This is a genomic window from Leptolyngbya sp. FACHB-671, from assembly GCF_014695745.1.
Classification (GTDB): domain Bacteria; phylum Cyanobacteriota; class Cyanobacteriia; order Elainellales; family Elainellaceae; genus JAAUTN01.
Window position 1 is genome coordinate 149,888 of the sequence record NZ_JACJOV010000153.1, and the last position, 19,175, is coordinate 169,062.

Genomic DNA, 19,175 nt, shown 5'->3' on the forward strand with positions numbered 1-19,175 from the left:
CTATTTCCCATGCGTCGGGCAGGGAGGTGCTGAGATACTGCGATCGAGCCATCCGGCAGCTTGCTGTAGTCTAAGCAAGGACTCTTCGGACTGGTCGCTGAGCAGGTATACCAGAGCGATCGCCGCCTGTTCTGCGGCTCTTGCCTTGCGGTTTGACTTCAGCCGATGCCAGTCATTGGGGGCGATCGCCAGCCGTTCTGCTAGTGCTTGCGCCAGTTCTAACGTACTCAACTCCGACACGTTGCCCGTTTTGGCAGTGGATAGGGGAGAAAACTGAATCGAATGAAGCGGTGAGTCAGGCATACTATTCATGAGCTAACTGTCCCTACTCTACTACGCCAGCATGAAGCCGTCCCAAGATTCTCCTTCACCATCTCCCGATGAGACTGACGATCGGGAATTTGAGCAAACATTAGCTGAGGTGGAGCGATCGCTACAAGCTCTAAAAGCCCGCTATGCTCAAGTTAAAGCCGACCAACAGCGGCAGCTTCAGCTTCAGCAACGGCTCAGTCAAACACAGCGAGAACTCAAGCAAATCCGTTCACGAGAGCTAAAAGCTGAGCTTCTGCAAATCCAACAACAGCTAGAGGAATTAGAAGTTGCGCTAGAAAGCCAGCTCTTTTCCTGGAACGGGCTAAAGGAGGTATTTTGGCAGGCAGTCCGATTTGGTGGGCTGGGAATTGTTGTAGGTTGGCTGCTTAGATACTTTGCTGAGTAAGTCTGGGGTTAAACGGCGATCGCCCGTCCTGCCAAAATCGCAACAGCAGCTGACAGGTTGTCGATATTTACAGGCTTCGGCAAATAGCCACTAAACCCTGCTTCTAGGGCACGGGCACGTTCTTCATGCCCTGCGAGTGCTGTGACGGCGATCGCCAAAGTTTGCTTGCCCCGACGTGCGTCTAGATCTTTAACCTGACGAAGCAGGTCATAGCCCGTTGTACAGGGCATTAAAATATCGCTAACCACTACATCTGGCTGATGCTGCTCAACGGCATCCATCGCCTCATCTGCCGAAGCTGCCACAATTACCTCTGCTCCATCTTCTTCTAAGACAAGGGCAAACAGGCACCGGGTATCTGGATCGTCGTCTACAATCAACAACCGCAGCCCATTCAGCAACGGCACATTTTGAGAGGTTGGTTCACGAACACTGAAATCGTCCCTGATAGGCAATGTCATTAGTTGCTCTACCCTTTTCAAGCTACACGGTTGAAAGGCTAGGTGGAACCAAAGCGTGAATTAGCAAACACTAATAACTCGCTCGATTGTGGAGTTAACTTGCTTAGAGAGACATGCAACAATACACCGATAAAAAGCTCTACGATTCAGGTAGAACTTTTATCTGTACTTAGGCTTAGAAACTGCACGATATCCATGCAGAACCTTTGCACCAGTTTTCTATGACGGCTCTACTCATTCAAGTTGACTCAAAAATCTCCCACCTGATGCATTAACGAACTTTCAGCTAAAACTTATTTAAGACAAGGTGTAATAAGACTTACAGCAAACAAAATGCTTTCTAAAAGACTAACCCTACACTCATATCTGCTGGCTTGGATGAACCTGGATGAGAGAGAACAACAGAACCGCTCTTTATATTCATACAGTCACAAACCGGAATAAGCAGAAATGAGTACTAGTAAGCCTGAGCAACTTTTTCAAACCTAACATCGGTAATACGATACCAGTCGACTGTGCACTTGTCTGTTCATCTGCGTACATATAGCAGCTCAAGCATGGGGCGATCGCCCCAACTAGACGAGCTTATTTAAGACGAATTCCTCTTAAGTCCTAATAGCCGATTAAACTCACCGCTAATCACGTTGTAGCACTCGCAGGACTTCTCTCTAAGCCGTTCCCGATTGAGAATCGTGATCTTGCCTCGGCTATAGCTGATGATTCCCTGCTCTTGCAAACTTCCCGCAGCCACGGTAACGCTAGCTCGGCGGGTTCCCAGCATTTGCGAAATAAACTCCTGGGTCAGCGGTAGCTCATCTGCTTCCAAGGAATCTTGAACAGATAGCAACCAGCGTCCCAACCGTTCGTCGATAGTGTGTAAACGGTTGCAAACCGCATTCTGTGAAACCTGAGTGAGCAATGCCTGGGTGTAGAGCAACACCAGCCTTTGCAGATATTCGCCCCGTTCAAATTCAGGTTTAAAGATATCGGCATCTAGCCTCGTTCCAGTGCCAGGAAGCTGCACGATTGCTTGGTAGACAGTTGCTTTACCGCCCAAAACAATAGGCAAACCAATTACGCCCTCAGCACCTACCAGCCCAACTTCAACGGTTGCTCCATCTTCCATCGTCGCAACGAGGGAAACCATCGCATTATTGGGAAAGTAAACTGCGCTAGGAGTTTCACCTGGCTCATAGAGGATTTTTCTCAACGGAAGCTGAACCTGCTCCAGGTGAGGTAAGAGGCGCTGATAGTCTTCATCAGGCAGGGCAGCCAGTAAGTGATTCTTGGGTTTATTGAAAATTTCAGGCTCAGACATTGGGCGTTTCTAAACTAAGCCTTACTTAAAAAGAGAATGGCAGGCAGTATACAGGGAGAAACATACTATGAAAAACATTACCGTTTTTCCATCTCTCAAGGTTAAGGATCATTTTTCAGTCACTTCCGCTCAGCTAAACAGAGAATTACCACACTAATTCTGTACACAGATTATTGATTAGGGGCGTAAACCTGTCTGTTCGGTAACGTACTCTGAAACTCGGAGTAAAATCGCTCTTTAACGAAAGAATGCTTGCATTTTCTAGCTTTTTCATTTTTCACACCTGCCGCTCCTCCCAGGAAGCAGTTCTTGCATTTGCCACAGAACTTTAGCTCTCTGAGGCAATATGAGAAAAGGAATTTGCGTTCTTTTCCAAATTCACCATTCTTCTAACCTTGTGATTTCCGCCATGACGACTCAACGCATTGCAACACTCTTAAAAACCGGGCAGCCTGACGAAGCGGTCAAAATTCAGGGCTGGGTGCGAACTAAGCGGGAATTGAAAGGGTTTTCCTTTGTTGAGGTGAATGATGGCTCCTCTCTGGCTAGCCTTCAGGTCGTGATCAATCAAGATTTGCCGGATTATGCCGAAGTGGTTCGGCGGTTGAATACGGGCGCTGCTTTAGAAGTATCGGGAGTGTTGGTGCCATCTCCGGGCAAAGGTCAACGGATTGAGATGAAGGCAGAAAGCGTCACCGTTCAAGGGGAAGCCGATCCAGAAACCTATCCGTTGCAGAAAAAGCGCCATTCGTTTGAGTTTTTGCGAACAATGGGACATTTGCGATCGCGCACCAACACGATTGGAGCTGTACTGCGGGTTCGCAATGCCTGTGCTGCCGCCATTCACCAGTTCTTTCAAGAGCGAGGCTTTCTGTGGATTCACACGCCAATCATTACTGCAAATGACTGTGAAGGAGCAGGAGAACTGTTCACCGTCACAAGCTTGGATTTACAGAAAGTGCCTCTGACCAAGGATCAGAAAGTAGACTTTAGCCAGGACTTCTTTGGCAGACAGGCTTATCTCACCGTTAGCGGACAGCTTCAGGTCGAGGCAATGGCGCTGGCGTTCTCCAATGTTTACACGTTTGGCCCAACTTTCCGAGCCGAAAACTCGAATACATCACGCCACCTGGCAGAGTTTTGGATGGTCGAGCCAGAGATGGCTTTCTGCGACTTGGAAGGCAACATGAACCTGGCAGAAGACTTTCTCAAACACATCTTTAAGTATGTGCTGGAAGCTTGCCCAGAAGATATGGAGTTCTTTAACCAGCGGATTGATGACTCAGTGCTGGCGACAGCAGACAATATTATCAACAACGAGTTTGAGCGAATTACTTATACAGAGGCGATCGCCCTACTAGAAAAAAGCGATCGTACCTTTGAGTATCCCGTTTCCTGGGGTTTGGACTTGCAGTCCGAACACGAGCGCTACCTGGCAGAAGAGCTATTCAAAAAGCCGCTCATCGTGACGGACTACCCTACGGAAATCAAAGCTTTTTACATGCGCCTCAGCGACGATGAGAAGACCGTCAGAGCAATGGACGTGTTAGCTCCTAAGATCGGCGAAATCATTGGCGGCTCTCAACGGGAAGAGCGTTTTGACGTGCTGGAACGGAGGATTCAAGCGCAGGGCATGAATCCTGAAGACCTCTGGTGGTATCTTGACCTACGCCGCTATGGCACAGTGCCCCATGCCGGATTTGGCTTAGGCTTTGAGCGGGTTGTGCAGTTCATGACGGGGATGAGCAACATCCGTGACGTGATTCCTTTTCCCAGAACTCCGCTTAGCGCCGAATTTTAGACACATTCCGCTGGTACTCAAGTTAGCAAAAAAAGGCTTAACCCTCTCCCATTTTTTTCTAACTCTCGTGATACCCAATAGCAAAGGGGCGCACAGTGTGCGCCCCTTTGCTATTGATGAATTGTTAACTAAACTTGGCAGGAATAATTACATCAAGCCCAGTTGAGAGAGGATGCCCTGACCAGTCACATATTCGGTAGCCAAACCCACGACGAAACCAATCATTGCCAAGCGACCGTTCCAAGTTTCAGCAAACCGGGTAAATCCAAACTTAGGCTCTTGAGCTTCCATGACAGCAATCCTCAGTTAAGTCAACTCTTGTAAATAGAAGTTAACACGGAAGTTCTTGGAGTTGCAATATTTCTTTACAAAAGGGATTGTTAAGTAAGGGGCTAGGGACTGGGGGCTAGGGCATATTTCCTTCTACTTACCTTTGTTGCCGAGTCTTTGCAAGTTTTTACCTGTTCCTAAGCTGGGCTTGGGAACTACGGAGGCAGAGTCTTCAGAAGGGGCTTTAGCGCTCCCCTAGCCCCTAGCCCCTGCCCCCTAACCCCTTAGCTCAACACCCAATTCACCAACGTCCGAACCGGGAAACCCGTAGCTCCGGGGTTGTTGTAGCCATTTTCCTTTTCCTTCCACACAGGCCCAGCGATGTCTAGATGGGCCCAGGGGGTTTCTTTAACGAATTGTTTGAGGAAGAGGGCGGCTGTGATTGCGCCTCCAGCACGCGGGCCAGTATTTTTCATATCGGCTACAACAGACTTTAAGCCGTCGAAGTATTTTTCTTCCATAGGCATTCGCCAAAACTTTTCGCCAGAACGTTCGGCGGCTTGGGTAAGCTGGGTGGCGATCGCCTCATCTTCGCTCCACAACCCGCCAATATCATCACCGAGTGCAACAATGCAGGCTCCGGTTAGGGTTGCCAGATCGATAATGGCATCTACGCCTAGCTTTTCGGCAAACACCAGCGCATCTGCCAGGGTCAAACGGCCCTCAGCGTCAGTGTTATTGACTTCAATGGTTTTGCCATTAGAGGCAGTGAGAATGTCGCCGGGGCGCATAGCCCGACCACTGATCATGTTCTCGGTTACAGCACTAATGAAGTGAACTTCAACATCGGGCTTAATCTGCCCGATCGCCTTTGCAGCACCGAGCGTTGCGGCGGCCCCACCCATGTCGGTCTTCATCATTTCTACACCGCTGCCTGGTCCTTTGATGTTGAGCCCACCAGAGTCAAAGGTCAGCCCTTTGCCGACGATCGCCAGTTTGCGGCGGGGTGTTCCCTCAGGGCGATAGGTGAGGTGGATAAATTTAGGCGGCAGGTCAGAAGCTTGAGCAACGCCCAAAAAAGAACCCATCCCTAACTTCTCGCAGTCTTCTCGCTCAAGAATCTGTAGCTCTAAGCCAAATTCGTTAGCGATCGCCGCTGCGGTTTCTGCCATGACAATGGGGTTAACGATGTTGGCTGGGGCTGCCACCAGTTCCCTAGCGAGAATGACACCTAAGGCTATCTGGCGGGCACGGGTAATCGCCTCATCCTGACCGTTAAAGCCAAGCAGATCGATTTGCTCAAGCGGAGGAGCTTTGTCTTTATCTTCGTCTGACTTAAAGCGATTGTCCTGGTGCAGGGTGAGCTCGATTCCCTCGGCGATCGCCTGGGCACTTACTGCCGCATCGCTATTCCACAGAGGCAGACTTAACCCCACTGTTTTGCTTTTTTCTTTCTTCGCCAAGCGAACGGTAGCTGCGGCAGCTCGACGCAGACTTTCCAGCTTCAACGATTCGGGTTTACCTAAACCTAATACTGCAACCTTGCGAATGGGGCTACCTGCGCCGACTCGGGTCACTGCGCTGCTGCCTTCTTTTCCTTTAAACTCGGCTTCTCCAATCAGTTCGGTTAAGGTGCCGGACAGCTTGGTATCTAGCTCTGCCAGATCGCCCGTCAAATCTACAGCATCCTCAAACAAACCAATGACCAGCAAATCTCCAGACCAACTTAAGCGTGGCCTATCTGTCCCTAGAAGATTCATTTCTCCCGCTACCTGAAAGCATCAATACGTCCAGTATTGCTCAATTTTGATTTGACCTGAGTTTGGGCTGCATCAGGAGGAGGACGATCGCTGCCTAAAGACGGTCACAATCAATTAAGGATTGTTATCATGCTGTGAAAGACAGAAAGATCCTTGAGACGCTAGCAGTCATTCAATCTAGGAATTGCAGGTTTAGCCAGACTTCATGCTAAAGCAACGTAAGAATCAGGTTTTCTTAGCTGTTGGCGCAGGGCTGGCAGCTTTAACTATGGGTGCCACTTTCTCTGCATCCAGATTGAGCGATTTAGTCTTAGAGCAACCCCTGGTCAAGCAATGGTTTGTCACCGAGCAGGCAACCGGTGAACTGGATTTGAGCCAGGATACAACCTCCGCTGTGTTGCCCCTGGTGTCAGTATCAGTGACAGAACGGGCTGCTCAGCTAGAGAAAATCGCGAGCGGTTCCCCTTCGCCCGATCGCAATCGAGCACGGTATCTTCTCGCCAGTGACTTGATTCAGCAGGGACAGGCAGGGTCTGCGCTTCCTTGGCTAGAAGATCTGGAGCAAGACTATGCTGCTCTGGCACCGCAGATTCTCTACAAGCGGGCGCAAGCACACACGGCAAGCGGCAATCCGGCAGCAGCAACAGCAATGTGGCAGCAGCTTTGGACGGAATATCCTGATGATCCGGTTACAGCGGAGGCGTTATTTGCGCTGGGGCAGAGTGACCCGCAGTACTGGGATCAGGCGATCGCCAAATTCCCTGCTCACCCCCGCAGCATTGAAATTGCTAAAACTCGCCTCAGCCAAAACCCAAACCAGCTTTCAATGCTGTTGGTTCTGGCGAAGCATGGGCATTACTTACCCGAAATTACTTCCATTTTGGATCGGTTGGTGAATGAGTACGGTAGCCAGCTTCAACCGGAAGACTGGGAGGCGATCGCCTTTGCCTATTGGGAAAATGGTTACTACGGCAGCGCTGGCTCAGCCTACGCCAAAGCGCCTCGCACTTCCCTAAATGCCTACCGGACTGGGCGCGGTGCCCAGTTAGGAGAACGCTACTCTGATGCACTCAAAGCTTACTACCAGCTAACGCAAGAATTTCCTGATGCTGACGAAACCGCAACCGCTCTGATTAAAATGGCAGAGCTAACTGACAAGCCACAGGATGCCTTAATTTACCTGGATACTGTGATTGAGCGTTTTCCTGACCGCGCTGCCGAAGCACTCGCAGAAAGGGCAGACGTGTTGGAGGCAATGCAAAGCCCTGAGTCTGCAAGTCAGGCACGGCAGTCTATCTTGACTCAGTACAGCAATTCTGAGGCAGCCGCAGAACTGCGCTGGAAGCAGGCAGAACGAGCAGCGACAGCAGGCGATGCCCGAACAGCATGGGAATGGGCACGGCAAATCGTCACCGAAAATGGCGACAGCGAATTAGCCCCTGAAGCTGCTTACTGGGTAGGCAAATGGGCAATTCAGATGGGTCAGCAGGCAGAAGCAAACAAAGCTTTTGAGTATGTCCTGACGCACTATCCTGGGTCTTATTATGCATGGCGATCGGCATCCACACTGGGTTGGGATGTAGGCGACTTCACCACCGTGCGGCAACAGATTCCGCAGGTGGTCAAACCGATTAGCCAACCTGTCCCACCTGCCGGGTCAGCCGCGCTGCAAGAGCTTTATCGTCTGGGACAATACCGCGATGCCTGGTCAATTTGGCAAGTTGAATTTGACAACCCAGTACAGCCTACCGTTGCTCAACAATTCACTGATGGGTTAATGCGTCTTGGCGTGGGAGACAATCTAGACGGCATTTTCATGGTTTCTAGCCTAGAGTGGCGCGAAAAGCCAGAGGAAGAGCTTGAATATCAGGCACTCAAGCGTCAGACAGGCTACTGGCAAGCACTTTACCCTTTTCCATTTTTAGAACCGATCAATTCGTGGTCACAGCAGCGGCAGCTTAATCCGATGCTGGTGACCGCTTTAATTCGGCAAGAGTCTCGATTTGAGCCCAAAATTGAATCCGTGGCGGGTGCAGTTGGGCTAATGCAGGTGATGCCAGATACGGCAGACTGGGTTGCTTCGCAAATTGGCTTGCAAGATTACACGATGAGTGACCCCAACGACAACATCTCTCTGGGCACCTGGTATCTGGACTATACCCATCGGGAGTACGACAACAATTCCCTATTTGCGGTCGCCAGCTACAATGCTGGACCGGGAAGTGTTGCCGATTGGATCGATCGCTTTGGCTTTAGCGACCCTGATGTATTTGTTGAACAGATTCCCTTCCCCGAAACGAAGGGTTACGTCGAATCCGTATTTGAAAACTACTGGAACTATTTACGCCTCTATAACCCAGAGGTTTCCCAACGTTTGGCTCAGTATTCTGAAGAACACGCCGAGACAGTCGGCTTTCTACCCGAGTAGCCCGATCGCAGTTTTCAACCATTGGGTTCAACTATTGGGCTAGTTACCAAAATTAGGCGAGAAGGCAAGGCTTCACCCTGCCTTCTCTCTTAACTCTTATGAATAACTCCGTTACGTGGGGGACAAAACATAGGGTTCATCGTAAGGAAAGAGAGGATAAATCAGGACAGGTTGAAGATGCCCGATCGGTATAAATGCAGTCAAAAAAGACTAGAGCGTCTGAACCTGTTTGAAAGCCGCCTAACCTCACTGTCCACCCTTCAGGGCGAACTCTTTGTCGCAACTCTCGAACTGTCAGGTAATACCTGATTTCGTCATCATTGTTCAAAGTTCTCCAGAGTTCATAAACATAATTATCTTCCCGCCCATTTGCAACCTGAAAATCTTCTGTAGTTTGCAGGTTAGGCAGAGACTCGCAGGCAATATCATTCCCATCAAAGTCTAGGGCTTGCAATCCTGTTAACACGAAATAAGATTGAGCCGCTTCTTGAGTCAAAAAGTTTCTACAGGTTACGTCTTGAGATTTGGCTGGAGAAACTCCAAACAGGCATAAAACTGGAGCTAATAGTGCGATCGCCGAAATGCTGCTGAGCTTAAACATACAAACATACTCCTCCTAGCTACTGTTTAGAAAAGCTATGCTATTCAGGGGTTACGTTCACTCTTCGCTAAAACAAGAATCACAAAAAACAGGTTAGTTAACATCACCTATCAAGGTGAAATCAACAATACCTATTTTCTGCTACTGCAAGTCTGAAGAGTCTTAAAGAAAATAATTTTGAGGAGGGCGATCGCTCAGAAAACTACCCTTCTATAGACATTGGATAGCGGAATCTGCAATGGAACTGTAACCAGATACAGTACTGCATCCAGTTGCTCATACTCAGTCATCAGCCATTGATTGTTTGCAGTTTTTGAGCAATGTTCCACATGCACTTTGTACTGATCCACCAAGACGTACTCTCGAAAGCTAGCTAAAGTCCTGTAAAACTCAAATTTTTCGCCTCGATCGTAATTTTTCGTGGAATCGGACAAAACTTCGACAATTAGCAAGGGATTTGTAATAGTGTCTTTGCGTCCTTCTACAAAGGACAATTCTCCTTCAACAACGATGACATCTGGATAGGTATACATCCCCTTGCGAGGAATCCAGAGCCTCATATCGCTGATGAAAATGTCATAGTCTTGCTCAGTTAAGGCAAGGCTTAAAGCAGAACCAAAATTAACCTTGATGCGATTGTGGTTTGGTGTTCCCCCTGCCATCGGAAAAATTTGCCCATTACAATATTCGCTCCTGAACTCAGCAGTTTCCTCAAGCGCTAAATATTCTTCCGGCGAATAGTGAGGCTGTTCTTTCGCTTGCATAAAGTATAGAAGCGTCGTTCTGCACCCAGTTTATCTTTTAGTCCAAACTAGCTGTTGCAAAAAAAGGTGAGACAGAAACAAGCGCATCCGACCTATATCAATTTATTGGTTGCTGTAGTGCTGACCTTTACCACGAGCAAGATGAAACTTGCTTTTAGGCTGAGCGTAGTAGCGGAGCTTGTAGCCCGTGGCGTTGCTGAAGCTGATGCATGTGGTTAAACAACTGCCAGCAATATTGCTCTGGCAGACCGCAAGTGACAGCGCCCCGTAGCACCACGTTGAAATACCAGTCATTTGGAGCAAGCTCTTCAGTTAGCTTCTCTAAAACAACGTAGGTGCGAACATTCTCATATTGCTGACCTTGATGATGAATGGTCACAATTTCGTGCTGATAGCCTTCTTCACGTAAATCTAGGCGATCGCTCAACCGCTGCGGCAATCGGTACAAAACGCCTTCCACAAATGCAGTTGGGTCTTTAACCACATCTAAAACGCCGCAGTTTCTTAAACGTGATTGGCGAAAAAAGCCCAACCGATAGCCTCTTAGCGTAGCAGCCCCAATCACATGAGCGTGAACATTTTCACCGAGCGATCGCTTCAAATCTACCGGACACATGCAGGAGCCGTAGGCAAAATAATAGAACATTGGCTCTCGGAATGGTTCTGAAATCATTGCCTGAACAAAACGGGGCTGAGCAGGTACTCCTGTCATGGTTACAAATCTCATGGGTTAACCACTTTTAACCTGTGATTGTAACAGAGCAAATTCTAAATTACCACCTATCCCGACGTGCAAACCGTAGATTAAAGTTCTAACAGATTGAGTGATTGCCAAGCGCTATCTCTTTAAGAGCAGCTATCGAACTATGATTTTTTTTTCACAGTTCGATGAGCATAAAGAGGTTAAGAGCAATTTCTCTACCGAGTGGGTCGTCGTCTCTGCAAAAACTCAGGAATATCCAAACCAGGTTTGTTCTTGGGTTCAGAAAGCGTGGTTGGAGGTGCAGGGGTGATGGGGGGAGCGCTAACACTCCGTTTTAGAGTTGTCACTCTAGAGGTAGGTGCAGCCTGGGGCTCAGCCGAGAAACCCGTTGCAATCACCGTAATCCGAACTTCACCCTGAAGGCGATCGTCAATCACCGCCCCGAAAATGATGTTTGCATTGGGATCAACTGCCTCGTAAATGATCTCCGCTGCCGAATTGACCTCGTGCAGCGTCAAATCAGAGCCGCCCGTGATATTGAACACGACCCCTCGCGCCCCATCAATTGAGGATTCGAGCAGTGGCGAGGAAATTGCGGTCATTGCGGCTTCTCTAGCCCTAGACTTGCCGGAGCCAACCCCAATGCCCATTAGCGCAGAGCCTGCATCCGCCATCACTGCCCGCACATCGGCAAAGTCAACGTTGACTAACCCTGGAACCGTGATGATGTCTGAGATGCCTTGAACACCCTGACGCAAAATGTCATCTGCAACCCGAAATGCTTCCTGCACGGGGGTCTGCTCTGAGATCACCGACAGCAGCTTATCGTTGGGGATCATAATCAGCGTATCGACTCTGCTCTGCAGAGCTGCAATCCCTTCGTCTGCTTGACTGGTACGCCGTCTACCCTCAAAAGTAAAGGGACGGGTCACCACGCCGACGGTCAAAGCTCCAATCTCTTTTGCGACTTCTGCAACAATGGGGGCTGCGCCGGTGCCTGTTCCGCCACCCATGCCAGCCGTAATAAACACCAAGTCAGCATGTTCTAGCGCCGAAGCAACCTCATCTCGTGATTCTTCGGCTGCCTTTTGCCCAATTGCCGGATTGCCGCCAGCACCCAATCCACGAGTTAGCTTTTGCCCAACTTGAAGTCGATTGTGGGTAGATGCATTAACCAATGCCTGAGCATCTGTATTAATCGACCAAAACTCTACACCCGCGACCTCACTGGCAATCATTCGGTTTACGGCGTTGCAACCACCACCGCCGACCCCGATCACTTTGATTCTGGCTATGCTGCTCGGCACGATCTCATCGCTCCTGGATTCCTCTCCCAGCACGGCTCTGGCATCGCGGACCTGACTTAAGTGTAGCCCAGAGTTGGTAAAAGGATTTGAAGTGTTCATTGATACTGGAAGAGTAAATTGATTTCATTTACTAAAAACTGCATGGGTGACAAATCACTAACTGCTAAAGCGATAGGGCTTAAGAATAAGCAATTCAGTGACCTTCTACCCGTAAACTTATGAGCCTAGATGGGCAGAACTCAAAAGACTCAGTAATTTAATCTATTTGAGAAGCGCTTCAACCGTGTATAGCTGAGGCTCAACTTTACCTACTCGCCAACTCTAGTCAACTATAGGGTAAGTTGCTTGAAAAACCAATAATACACAATAGCTGGAGTAAATAGGAGTTTAACTAAATCCAAAAGTTAGAAATCTACTTCTGGGTGCATTCCCCAGAGGAATATGCAAGCATCAATGGGTCCGTCCATTCATTTCAACCCGTTGTGAAATTGCTCTAGCGAAAAGTTTGAGATTACTGCTTTACAAGAATAGGTTGAGGGGAAGCGCGATCGCCCAAAGCTCAAGCTGTTGAATGAATCAAACGCTGCCAAAATAGCAATAATCTCAGAATGAGCAACCACAAAAATTAGGGAGAACTAGATGCTGTTGTGTCCTCTGGCACAGCGCTAGTTTCAATCATGTGGAGAGAAGGATTATCAGGATTTCTCAGGTCAATATAATCAATCTGACTAGTATTTACAGTTTCTGGAAGTTCACGCATTTGGTTTAAGGCATTCAGTTGCTTTGGAAACTGGGAACTGTATGAACCCAAATGCACCATTCCTAGATCTGTCTTGAGAATCAAGTTAGCTGGATCTCGCCAATCAATTTCAAGAACTGCAACTGGGCTACGGCTGACCTGCTGATAAAGTTTTGACCACTCAGCAAGATACTGGCGGGGCATTCCTACAACTCTCAAGCTTGGCAGCGGTGATTGGTTTGATCCGCTGTAGTTTGCTAGGGGCATAGATACCCCCGTTTCATCGAGTAGTTTGATCTGGGTTGCCCCTGGCAAAACGGTTGACTGTGCGGATTGCTCAGGGGAGTTGGCTAAACCAGCAGTATCCGAATCGGGTTCTAACAAAACTGCAACAGGACGACGCTCCTGAACTTGCACAGTCAGTCCGGGAGGAAACAGATGGCGAGTTATCGTCGCATCGGCAATGAATGCCTGAGACTTTAGCTGAGCTGCTAGTGCCTGTGGCTGTAACTGCAAGAGATGTTGAGGATAGGCAACCGGTAAGAGCGCCTGAACTGCCTCTTCAGAGAGAAACTCGTTACCATCGATCGCAATTTGTTCAGGCACCCGAATTGTCCAGGTAGGTAAGGTGACTCCCCAAACTAATCCGCTTGCCAATCCGCTGACTGCCAGTGTTCGCCAGCCAGCCTGCACAACCTTCAAACGGCGCTGACGGCGTAGTTTTTGCCGTCGTTCTGTTAATTCTGTTCGAGAAACGGATGCAATGTTAGTCATCGCTATCGGGCAGGGGGATAAAGTAGAAGACCAATTTTTTATGAATGCATGATACCAACTCCTTCTGAAGAATCAATTCCCGTCGATTGGTTCGGCTTGAAGCTGGCGTAAGTTCTGCTGAAGGTGATTTCCCCATTGAATTGCCAGGGACAAATCGGTGAAAGGAATGCGAATTGGCTCAGCGCTATCCGATCGCTCAAATTCCAAAGCAACTTTGCGGCTCTTTTGAGGCGGTGTTTCTAAATCGACAGACTGATTGTCTACCCAGAGGCGAATGGCGCGAATCTGCTTCAGCGAAAAGGTTTGCAGGTTAACAGGAGCTTTGCGAGTCGGCTTGCCCCAGGTCAAGGTGCTGCCATTTTGCCCTAGCACTGAATAGATATCGTATTTGGCACGTTCAAACTGCTCTGCCCAAACTCGGTAAGCTTCTAATTTCTGATATTCATTCCAGCCCGCCCAGGCTAACCCGATAAAAACCGCCAGTAAGGGCAGCCAAAGAAGTCCTCTTGTCATAACTTTTTACCTGATTCAACACGATATTGAAAGCAACTTTTAGCAACGTTTTTTAGCAATGTTCAACCTCTATTAGAGGGGGCTTGAGCTATCTTGGTGGATAACTGATGCTGCGGCGAAGCGGATTCTATGAAAAGGCTTTTTCTAACTGGCTTGTTTTTGGTGGGGCTGTTTTTTGCGCTGGCGAGTTTTCCCGGTCTGGCAAACAAGGGTGAATACGAGTCCATTGTGCTGGATTTTCGGGATGATTTGCAGGCAGGGCAAATTGAGCGTGAGTTGGGGGCGATCGCCCAGCAGTTCAACGCCACCCCTCAACTCAACAGCATTTTCTCAGAGCAGGATAACGTCTATGTCGTGGAGGGCGATCGCCAACTGCTAAAACGGCTGAGACGCTCAGATCTAAAGCAGTATACCGAATCGATTGAGCCAAACTATATCTACTCCACTCAAGACATTCCCAACGATCCCGATTACGCCAAGCAGTGGAATTTCCTTAATATCAACATCGAATCCGCTTGGGATGAGACTAAGGGGGCTGGCGTAACGGTGGCTGTAATTGACACCGGAGTCAGCCAGGTTCCCGACCTCCGCAGCACTAAGTTTGTCGCAGGTTACGATTTTGTCAACGACAGAGCAGAAGCCGCAGATGACAACGGTCATGGCACTCACGTTGCTGGCACGATCGCCCAGTCCACCAATAATGGCTATGGCGTAGCCGGGATCGCTTACGAAGCCAGCATCATGCCGCTAAAAGTATTGGCTGCCTCTGGCGGTGGCACGGTTGCCGACATTGCCGAAGCGATTCGATTTGCCGCAGATCACAACGCCGACGTGATTAATATGAGCCTGGGCGGCGGCGGTGACACTGACCTGATGCGAGAGGCGATCGACTATGCACACGGCAAGGGCGTTGTGGTTGTTGCTGCCGCAGGTAATGCAAGCAGTAACTCTGCCTCGTATCCAGCCCGTTATCCCAATGTAATTGCCGTTTCGGCGCTGGATTCTACCGGAGTCAAAGCACCCTATTCTAACTTCGGAGCTGGGGTAGACATTGCTGCTCCCGGTGGTTCCACAGGCGGCACTAACCCGGCGGGTGGAGTGCTTCAACAAACCATTGATCCCGAAACTGGAGAAGCTGTTTTTCGCGCCTTCCAGGGCACTAGCATGGCTTCCCCTCACGTCGCTGGCGTTGCGGCACTGGTGAAAGCATCTGGGGTTGAAAGTCCCGATGAGATTGCTCAAGTGTTGAAGCAGTCTGCCAGAGTGATTCAGGGAGATGAGCTAAACCACTTTGGTGCGGGACAGCTTGATGCTGCTGCTGCTGTAAAGCTGGCGCAAAAAGGACAAATTAACTTCCGCGACTTTTTCCGTTGGCTACGTGAGAATGGCTACCTCAACCTGCGCTTCTGGTTTGACGGCGGTGTAGTGACGCTGTTGCCCAAGATTGGTATGGTGTTGGGGTCTTACCTGCTGGCATGGTTCCTGAGAAACTATCTGCCGATTTTTAGCTTCTCGCTAGGAAGTGGACTGGTTGCCGGTAGTGCTGGACTGTTCTTTTTACGCGGACTGTATGTGTTTGACGCGCCGCAGTTCCCCTTCCGCATTCTGGGTAGCTCGATTCCGGAACTGGGCGGAGCAATTCAGGGTAGCAGTTTGCTAAACCCGATCTTTGCCAGTGTGCTAATTCCGCTGGTGCTGGTAGCTCTGTTGTTGGGTAGCGCACAGTGGAAATGGTTTGCTGTAGGTTCTGCCCTTGGGGTGGCCTCTTGTCTTGCTATCAGTGCTATTGTTTCGCCAGAAGTCCTTTGGCTGGGAAGTGGAGCGATCGCCCGTAGCTATCTGATCGTGAATGCTCTCCTCTGCTTTGGACTGGCATACCTGGGATCAAAAGCGGAGACGCAGTCAGCATGAGCATTACAGTAGAAGGGATTATGCAAAAGTCAGAAATGGGCACAGGCACCTGGGCTTTAGTGACAGGAGATGGAGACTCTTACGAAATTCACCAAGGCGCACCCAAAGACCTCTTGCAACCTGGCTTACAGGTCAAAGTCGAAGGGCAGGTGCGGAATGATGTCATGACGACCGCCATGATTGGACCTGTTTTAGAAGTGAAAAGTTTTGAAGTGGTGAGCTAGAAGATACGCGCTCACAGTTCAGTTCTTGAGCAAAAGGGCTTGGGGTTGCCAAGCCCTTAAGATTTAGCGAATTGGGAAAGTCACAAAAATATCTCGTCTCACCAGCACTTCTGCGGGTGCTTCGGGGTCGTAGTAGGATGCGCCGAGCCCAAACGGATTGTAGGGAGATGGCTGAGCGGTCGAGCCGCAGGCAGGGGAAAAGAAATTGAACGGTGATTCTGCGACAGAGGGTACTGCCGCAAGTTCTACTCCCATAGCTGTAGCGATCGCCGTCGCTCGATTTCGAGCATCACTAATGGCGTCTTGATAAACATCCTGCTCCAGTTCCGTGCAGTCGTTGACGGAATATTGAACACTCAGATTTTGCAGGAAGATTTCTTCACTGTCAGCGATCGCCTCATTTACCCCATCCACCGCTTGCTTAATCTGTTCTTGACTAGGCGCGTCCAAATCAAAAGATACAGAGCCTCGATCGGTGGTGTAAGGATAAACATTCGGGCTACCAGGTACGATCGAGACCTCAATAGATTCAGATGGAATGCCTGCTGCAACCAACGCATCTACAACGGGTTGGAGTTGGGTCTCGGTAAGGGTAGGTGGGTCTCCCGGTGTAGCCTGTGCTTGCAGTGAAGGGGGTGCTTGAGCAGAGGTATCGTTAAACAGCAGTAATCCTTCCTCTGGAACAGCATAGGGATCATAGTTTGTGAAAGAAAACTCAACTTCAGCAATATCTGCTGGAGCGCTTGCCTCTCCCTGACCTAAAACCATGAGCGCCTGCTGGTCTTCGTTCACAGGAGGGTAGAAAAGCTGGGCTACTTGGTCATCTACTGCCCCAGGTTCTTGTTCCACGTTGGGTGACAACGATTGGGTAGCAGCCTGGCTAAGAGAAGGTGCTGCAATCCAGGTGAGGGTGGCGATCGCCATTGATACTAGCGGTGAGGGGGCCATTTTTCTGCTCAAAGCTAAGTCTCCTTAGTGAGTAACACTGCTGCACATCGCAAAAATTCGCACTGCACTGTCTGACGATACACCGTTAACTAGCCGCTCTTCGAGAATTTGTGGCTTGAAATAATAACGTTTTTCTAACAAAGAGCTACATCACAAAGGGGCTACAGACGCAGGATACCCCTCTATCTGTCGGCTCAATTTCTGAGATTGATATAACAACTTACCCCAGAAAGATTTACGTCAAGCAATTCTAAATCAGCAATCTTCAATAAGACCGATTGCTGTGAGAACTTCTATCCAGACAATAAGGAAAACAGTTAAGAAGTATTAATTGGAGCCAATTCATGACAGAGAATTTTAAGAAGGGCGATCACGTCGAGTGGAAAACTTCTCAAGGGAAAACAACGGGCGAGGTGAAGAAGAAGCTAACCTCGGAAACCGATATTAAAGGGCATCACGTTGCTGCTTCTAAAGATAATCCTGAGTATCTGGTTGAGAGCGATAAATCTGGCAAAGAGGCGGCTCATAAACCCGAATCACTGAAAAAGATTGATGACTAGGAGCAGAGTGATGGCAGGCGATCGCAAAGCAACCATCGACGAGTTTCAATCCGTCGTAAATATGTCCCCCAAGGAGCTGGAGTCCTGGCTTAAAACAGAGGACTCCAAGGCAGTAGGGCAAAAAGATGGCAACAAAGAGTCAACTGGACACAAATCGGGTCGGCACATCATTGAACTGCTGCAAGTAGAGGGGGATGACTACACAGAGGACGATCTAGCACAAATGAAGCGGGTGATTAGCTATGTTCACCGCCATTCCGCTCAGCGACCGTCCGGTGATGTTACGGATACACGCTGGCGCTATTCCTTGATGAACTGGGGACATGATCCGCTGAAATGAATCTGCTGAGACGCGATGTATCGCGTCTCTCGGAGTTCTATGGCGATCGCCCCAAAAATCGCTCTAGCCCTCCGCCCTGCATCTCAAACATACTCCTCATCGTGATAATAAGAATGCTGTTAACGTGCAGATATTGAGCTTGAAGCAGTGCCATTTCCCAACTTAATGAACTAATTCTGCAAACTAATTCTGCAAATGTTTGAATGAATTTTGAATTAGCATAATTGTTGGTGAATATGAAAATATTAGCTTTCTCTAAAACCAATCTAAATTAAAGCTTCTAATAGGCTGCTCCCTAAATAGATGTAAGCTGCAACGATCGCCGCACCACTTATCAGTAATGCAATTAAAAAATATCTATATCTGACTTTAGTTAAACCTACAGCATAGCTCACAATATCTTGTGAGAGAGGCATGATTAAAATTATGTAGAAGATGCTTTGGCGACTTTTAAGTCGCCTCATAAATTTATCCAGTTCCTCTAGATTCTTCTTACCAATGAAACGGCTTGCAACTCCACGACCGAGTTTTCTAGAGATCCAATAATTAATGCTGCACCCAATCAGAGTAGCGACATAACTTAGAATAAAGCCAGTTTCCTTGCCAAATAAAGCTCCCCCTACAACAAAGAGAGAGCTTCCACTAAAAGGGGCAAGAATTAAACTCAGTGAACATAGAACAATAAAAATTAAAGGTGCCCAGGCTCCTGTTTCTTTAATAAAATGTTGGGCGTTTTCTAAGCCTATTGCTCGTAGAGCCAAAGCCATCAAAGCATAGACAATTGCAATAAATAATAAGGCTAAGAAAACTTTTTTAAGCTGCAGCTTAATTTGCATGGTAAAGACCTGATCTAACGAAGAGTTTGAAGTTGCTTTATGGATGAATGCCCTCAAAAAAATGCTTCAGGCTCAATTCATTAACAGAGAACTCTTGATCAACTTAGTAATAGAATCTACGAATCGTCAAGTTAAGATAAAGACTTTGGAAGTCAAGACAAAGGACTCAATTGATTGCGTGGAGCCAGTTGTGTATCTG

21 protein-coding genes are annotated in these 19,175 nt (G+C 48.6%); 7 read left to right on the top strand and 14 right to left on the bottom strand.

All coding sequences use genetic code 11. The features are described from left to right. The gene (locus H6F93_RS26045; protein ID WP_524538018.1) at nt 1-312 is read right to left on the bottom strand and encodes a DUF6439 family protein; all 312 of its coding nucleotides are present in this window, start codon (nt 310-312) and stop codon (nt 1-3) included. A 31-nt stretch (nt 313-343) separates the two neighbouring features. Here H6F93_RS26045 and H6F93_RS26050 point away from each other — a divergent pair, with 31 nt between their 5' ends. Beyond that, the gene (locus tag H6F93_RS26050) at nt 344-718 is read left to right on the top strand and encodes a sll0565 family protein (protein ID WP_190645213.1); all 375 of its coding nucleotides are present in this window, start codon (nt 344-346) and stop codon (nt 716-718) included. Nucleotides 719-726: 8 nt separating this feature from the next. Here the strand turns inward: H6F93_RS26050 and H6F93_RS26055 are convergent, their stop codons facing one another. Both H6F93_RS26055 and H6F93_RS26060 read right to left on the bottom strand, forming a co-directional pair. After that, nucleotides 727-1,179 carry a response regulator gene (locus H6F93_RS26055; protein WP_190645212.1) on the bottom strand — a complete coding sequence of 151 codons (453 nt, stop codon included), beginning with the start codon at nt 1,177-1,179 and terminating at the stop codon, nt 727-729. Nucleotides 1,180-1,768: 589 nt separating this feature from the next. Beyond that, complete coding sequence (locus H6F93_RS26060) at nt 1,769-2,497, bottom strand: Crp/Fnr family transcriptional regulator (RefSeq protein WP_190687300.1); 729 nt, start codon at nt 2,495-2,497, stop codon at nt 1,769-1,771. Between the two features lie 409 nt (nt 2,498-2,906). Between H6F93_RS26060 and asnS the strand changes: the two genes are divergently transcribed. Next, nucleotides 2,907-4,298: an asparagine--tRNA ligase gene (gene asnS, locus H6F93_RS26065; RefSeq protein ID WP_190645210.1), complete on the top strand. Its 1,392-nt coding sequence runs from the start codon at nt 2,907-2,909 to the stop codon at nt 4,296-4,298. A gap of 147 nt (nt 4,299-4,445) precedes the next feature. On the opposite strand, the gene H6F93_RS26070 is transcribed toward asnS, so the two are convergent. Further along, entirely contained in the window at nt 4,446-4,589 is a 144-nt protein-coding gene (locus H6F93_RS26070; protein ID WP_190645209.1) for a CAB/ELIP/HLIP family chlorophyll-binding protein, read from the bottom strand. Nucleotides 4,590-4,852: 263 nt separating this feature from the next. After that, nucleotides 4,853-6,328: a leucyl aminopeptidase gene (locus H6F93_RS26075; protein ID WP_190687303.1), complete on the bottom strand. Its 1,476-nt coding sequence runs from the start codon at nt 6,326-6,328 to the stop codon at nt 4,853-4,855. Between the two features lie 205 nt (nt 6,329-6,533). Between H6F93_RS26075 and H6F93_RS26080 the strand changes: the two genes are divergently transcribed. Then, entirely contained in the window at nt 6,534-8,756 is a 2,223-nt protein-coding gene (locus tag H6F93_RS26080) for a lytic transglycosylase domain-containing protein (RefSeq protein ID WP_190687306.1), read from the top strand. A gap of 136 nt (nt 8,757-8,892) precedes the next feature. Here the strand turns inward: H6F93_RS26080 and H6F93_RS26085 are convergent, their stop codons facing one another. The 7 genes from H6F93_RS26085 to H6F93_RS26115 all read right to left on the bottom strand — a co-directional run bounded on the left by H6F93_RS26085 (nt 8,893) and on the right by H6F93_RS26115 (nt 14,157). Further along, complete coding sequence (locus tag H6F93_RS26085) at nt 8,893-9,357, bottom strand: hypothetical protein (protein ID WP_190687309.1); 465 nt, start codon at nt 9,355-9,357, stop codon at nt 8,893-8,895. A 194-nt stretch (nt 9,358-9,551) separates the two neighbouring features. Continuing rightward, nucleotides 9,552-10,121: a Uma2 family endonuclease gene (locus H6F93_RS26090; protein ID WP_190687312.1), complete on the bottom strand. Its 570-nt coding sequence runs from the start codon at nt 10,119-10,121 to the stop codon at nt 9,552-9,554. 154 nt (nt 10,122-10,275) lie between these two features. Beyond that, the gene (locus H6F93_RS26095) at nt 10,276-10,848 is read right to left on the bottom strand and encodes a gamma-glutamylcyclotransferase (protein ID WP_190687315.1); all 573 of its coding nucleotides are present in this window, start codon (nt 10,846-10,848) and stop codon (nt 10,276-10,278) included. A gap of 191 nt (nt 10,849-11,039) precedes the next feature. Then, nucleotides 11,040-12,230, bottom strand: coding sequence for a cell division protein FtsZ (gene ftsZ / locus H6F93_RS26100; protein WP_190645204.1), 1,191 nt, complete (start codon nt 12,228-12,230; stop codon nt 11,040-11,042). Between the two features lie 368 nt (nt 12,231-12,598). Beyond that, nucleotides 12,599-12,751, bottom strand: coding sequence for a hypothetical protein (locus H6F93_RS26105; protein WP_190687320.1), 153 nt, complete (start codon nt 12,749-12,751; stop codon nt 12,599-12,601). A gap of 5 nt (nt 12,752-12,756) precedes the next feature. Continuing rightward, the gene (locus H6F93_RS26110; RefSeq protein WP_190687323.1) at nt 12,757-13,644 is read right to left on the bottom strand and encodes a cell division protein FtsQ/DivIB; all 888 of its coding nucleotides are present in this window, start codon (nt 13,642-13,644) and stop codon (nt 12,757-12,759) included. A gap of 72 nt (nt 13,645-13,716) precedes the next feature. Then, nucleotides 13,717-14,157, bottom strand: a complete 441-nt coding sequence (locus H6F93_RS26115; RefSeq protein ID WP_190687326.1) for a hypothetical protein — start codon at nt 14,155-14,157, stop codon at nt 13,717-13,719. Nucleotides 14,158-14,286: 129 nt separating this feature from the next. Between H6F93_RS26115 and H6F93_RS26120 the strand changes: the two genes are divergently transcribed. Further along, nucleotides 14,287-16,068, top strand: coding sequence for a S8 family peptidase (locus H6F93_RS26120; protein WP_190687328.1), 1,782 nt, complete (start codon nt 14,287-14,289; stop codon nt 16,066-16,068). Next, nucleotides 16,065-16,292, top strand: coding sequence for a hypothetical protein (locus H6F93_RS26125; RefSeq protein ID WP_190645200.1), 228 nt, complete (start codon nt 16,065-16,067; stop codon nt 16,290-16,292). The genes H6F93_RS26120 and H6F93_RS26125 overlap by 4 nt, the downstream gene beginning before the upstream one ends. A gap of 63 nt (nt 16,293-16,355) precedes the next feature. Here H6F93_RS26125 and H6F93_RS26130 read toward each other — a convergent pair whose 3' ends face one another. After that, a complete protein-coding gene (locus tag H6F93_RS26130; protein WP_190687331.1) occupies nt 16,356-17,252 on the bottom strand; it encodes an SIMPL domain-containing protein in 897 nt (298 codons plus the stop codon). A gap of 332 nt (nt 17,253-17,584) precedes the next feature. Between H6F93_RS26130 and H6F93_RS26135 the strand changes: the two genes are divergently transcribed. Together H6F93_RS26135 and H6F93_RS26140 are read left to right on the top strand one after the other, a co-directional pair. Then, complete coding sequence (locus tag H6F93_RS26135) at nt 17,585-17,800, top strand: hypervirulence associated TUDOR domain-containing protein (RefSeq protein WP_190687334.1); 216 nt, start codon at nt 17,585-17,587, stop codon at nt 17,798-17,800. Next, nucleotides 17,793-18,140, top strand: coding sequence for a DUF3140 domain-containing protein (locus tag H6F93_RS26140; protein ID WP_242043621.1), 348 nt, complete (start codon nt 17,793-17,795; stop codon nt 18,138-18,140). The genes H6F93_RS26135 and H6F93_RS26140 overlap by 8 nt, the downstream gene beginning before the upstream one ends. A 266-nt stretch (nt 18,141-18,406) precedes the next feature. On the opposite strand, the gene H6F93_RS26145 is transcribed toward H6F93_RS26140, so the two are convergent. Beyond that, nucleotides 18,407-18,976 carry a TVP38/TMEM64 family protein gene (locus tag H6F93_RS26145; RefSeq protein WP_190645197.1) on the bottom strand — a complete coding sequence of 190 codons (570 nt, stop codon included), beginning with the start codon at nt 18,974-18,976 and terminating at the stop codon, nt 18,407-18,409. Nucleotides 18,977-19,175 lie beyond the last annotated feature (199 nt).